Origin of the sequence: Paenibacillus sp. DS2015 (assembly GCF_050433705.1) — a bacterium.
Taxonomy (GTDB): Bacteria; Bacillota; Bacilli; order Paenibacillales; family Paenibacillaceae; genus Paenibacillus_AQ.
Genome location: NZ_JBNPWS010000070.1, coordinates 1 through 2,744, shown reverse-complemented (window position 1 = coordinate 2,744; position 2,744 = coordinate 1). Strand labels below are relative to the sequence as shown.

Here is a 2,744-nt window from a genome sequence, read left to right as displayed (position 1 = left end):
GGTAGATCTAAAGGGCTTTTCAAGCCGAGAACTTGAGCATGGGTCAGATGAAGATACAAGGAAGTCGTTTGAATATCTACATGTCCAAGAAGTTCTTTAATTTGTAGAATACTCGCACCACCATTTAATAGATGAGTTGCAAAGCAGTGACGCAAAGTGTGTACCGATACATTTTTAGTTATTCCAGAAGCATGCAATGAATCTTTAAAAACAGACTGAATACTTCGCACCGAAATGGGCTTCGTATCGGGGACACCCGGAAAGAGCCAAAGATTTGGGCGGTAGGCCTTCCAGTATTGACGAAGTAGCAGAAGATTATGGTTGGATAAAATCGAGTAACGATCCTTACCCCCTTTGGCTTGGCGAACCAAAAGACGCATATCTGAGCTATGAATGTCTGTCATTTGTAGATGTGCTACTTCGCTCACACGAAGTCCAGCCGAATAAATGGTTGTAAGAATAGCTCTATGTTTGAGATTTTGAGTCGCATCGAGGATCTGACATACTTCCTGAAAGGTCAGTACGGTGGGGAGAAAAGATTTCTTTTTCACTCTCGGAATATATAGCATATTCCATTCGCGGAAAAGCACGGACTGGTAATAAAACTTAATGGCACCATAAGCAGAATTGACGTAGGACGAACTCAGTTTTTTCGTTTTAATGGCATGATGAAGAAAAGCACGAACCTCATCGTATCCAACGGATGCAGGGTCCTTGCCACAAAACGAATAGAAGCATTTCATGTGCGCTAAATAAGTCTTTTGAGTGCTTTTGGCAAAGCCCCGTAACTCCATTGAAAACGTCATAGATTGAATCAAATCTTGCATAAATAAATACCTCCTTTTTCACTAGATGATAAAGGAAGGCTTGGTGAATGGCACTAAAGGTTTGTAGGATTTGAAAAGCTACCGCGTAGCGGTTTAGTTCAACATCGTATCTACGCTTCGGGTTATGCCCTTGTTCTGCATGAGGAATTTCAACGAAGAATATTCAGCAGACAACCCTGCACTGTCTAACCGCGTCGCGGCCGGGACGTTCTCCCTTAAGACAGTGAGGGTTCGTAGATACCCAAACGTTATAAGAAATCCCCACAAAAAAGAAAACATAAAAAATCTAACATCTCAAGGAGCAGTGATATGTTAAAGATAGAAGATTTAATAGCTACGGCGCCTTTGATTATGACAGAAGGCGCCGTAGTAGAAAGACTCCGTAGAGAATTTAAAGTGGAACTAGATCCATATCTGGTTCACTCAGGGTTTATTTACAACTCCTCAAATAGAGAAATACTGAGAGGTATTTATAAGGGATATATCGATATTGTATATAAACGTGAGTTGCCTATATTAATTTTTACACCAACTAGAAGAGCAAACGAGGAGCGACTCGTACAAGCAGGTTTTAATAATATAGACATAAACGGTGATTGTGTTCGTTTTCTTTCCCAGATACGCGATGAATACGGAAACTTTGCCAAAAAAATTTATATTGGAGGCATTATGGGTTGCAAGAATGACGCCTATAAAGCCCAAGAATCATTAGAAACTGATGAGGCGGAAAGGTTTCATCGATTTCAGGCAGAAGCATTATCAAATGCCGGGGTTGATTTTCTTTATGGTGCAACATTACCAGCTTATGTTGAAGCACTTGGTTTAGCTAAGGCAATGGCAAAAACTAAAAAACCATATATTTTGAGTTTTGTGATCCGTAATGATGGAAAACTACTAGATGGAACATCACTTCATGAAGCATTTGTGGGAATTGATTCTTCTGTGAATCCAAAGCCGTTAGGATATATGGTAAACTGCATTCACCCGTCAGTACTTGAAAGATCTCTACAAGAGAATTGGAATTCGAACATTATAGTAAAGCAGCGATTGTTAGGCATACAATCCAATACTTCGTCTAAAAGCCCAGAAGAATTAGATAATTCATCTAGTGTTGAATCGGACGATTTTGAATCTCTTATAGATACTATGGTTGCTCTTCATTTTGAGTATGGACTAAAAGTAATGGGTGGATGTTGTGGAACTAATAACAAGCATATTGAGAAGATGGTAGAAGGATTTTGTAAGGGAAAACAATAAATAAAGATTAAGTATTGCTTCGAGGGTGGGGACATCTTATAAACCAGCTAATCAAAGTCAAGTCTATCATTAATATATTTTTTATAGATAAAACAAAGACGTACCTAAATAAACCTACCCAGTAGAGAAGGTTTTATTGGAAGTTAATTTCCAATTATGGACTCAACCCGTTTTAAAAGCTTGACCAGACGTCCACATTCCAAAAATAATGCGTAAAAGCTTATGAGAAGTAGCAACCATTGCGACTTTTGCCGGTTTGCCTTCATTACGTTTTTGCTGATAAAATTGAAAGAGAATCGAATTTCTTGGACCATAAATTTGCCTGGAAATCGCACAAACGGTAGCCTGGTAAAGAGCTGTTCGGAGGTAGGAAGAGCCTCGTTTAGATATTCGATTCTTTTTAGATTTGAAGGTTCCTGATTCGTGAACAGCTGAGTCAAGCCCGGCAAAAGCTGTTAGCTGTTTAACGGACGGGAACCTTTTTATATCCCCGGTTTCAGCAATCAGCATAGCAGCTGTTAAGGGTCCCACCCCTGGAATCGTTCGTAGAAGGTGGTAGGTTTCTATAGATTCAGCCATCGACTCCATGGTTAGTAAAAGATCATTCATGCAGTCCTGATAGGTTTTAAGCAGTTGAATATAGTGCATGAGGACAATCTT

At 39.5% G+C, this 2,744-nt stretch carries 3 protein-coding genes; 1 reads left to right on the top strand and 2 read right to left on the bottom strand.

Features of this window, described 5'->3' with window-relative positions; translation table 11 throughout:
- The coding region (locus J2T13_RS26070) for a tyrosine-type recombinase/integrase (RefSeq protein WP_429375615.1) at window positions 1-827 on the bottom strand (827 nt) is incomplete at its 3' end.
- 309 nt (window positions 828-1,136) lie between these two features.
- On the opposite strand from J2T13_RS26070, the gene J2T13_RS26065 reads away from it, so the two are divergent.
- Window positions 1,137-2,084 carry a homocysteine S-methyltransferase family protein gene (locus J2T13_RS26065; RefSeq protein ID WP_429375613.1) on the top strand — a complete coding sequence of 316 codons (948 nt, stop codon included), beginning with the start codon at window positions 1,137-1,139 and terminating at the stop codon, window positions 2,082-2,084.
- A gap of 162 nt (window positions 2,085-2,246) precedes the next feature.
- Here the strand turns inward: J2T13_RS26065 and J2T13_RS26060 are convergent.
- A partial coding sequence (locus J2T13_RS26060) for an IS110 family transposase (RefSeq protein WP_429375612.1) occupies window positions 2,247-2,744 on the bottom strand: 498 nt, incomplete at its 5' end.

Bases quoted from the DNA above. Each gene is read 5' to 3' on its own strand.
- J2T13_RS26065 (WP_429375613.1), top strand. From the start codon at position 1,137: ATGTTAAAGATAGAAGATTTAATAGCTACGGCGCCTTTGATTATGACA.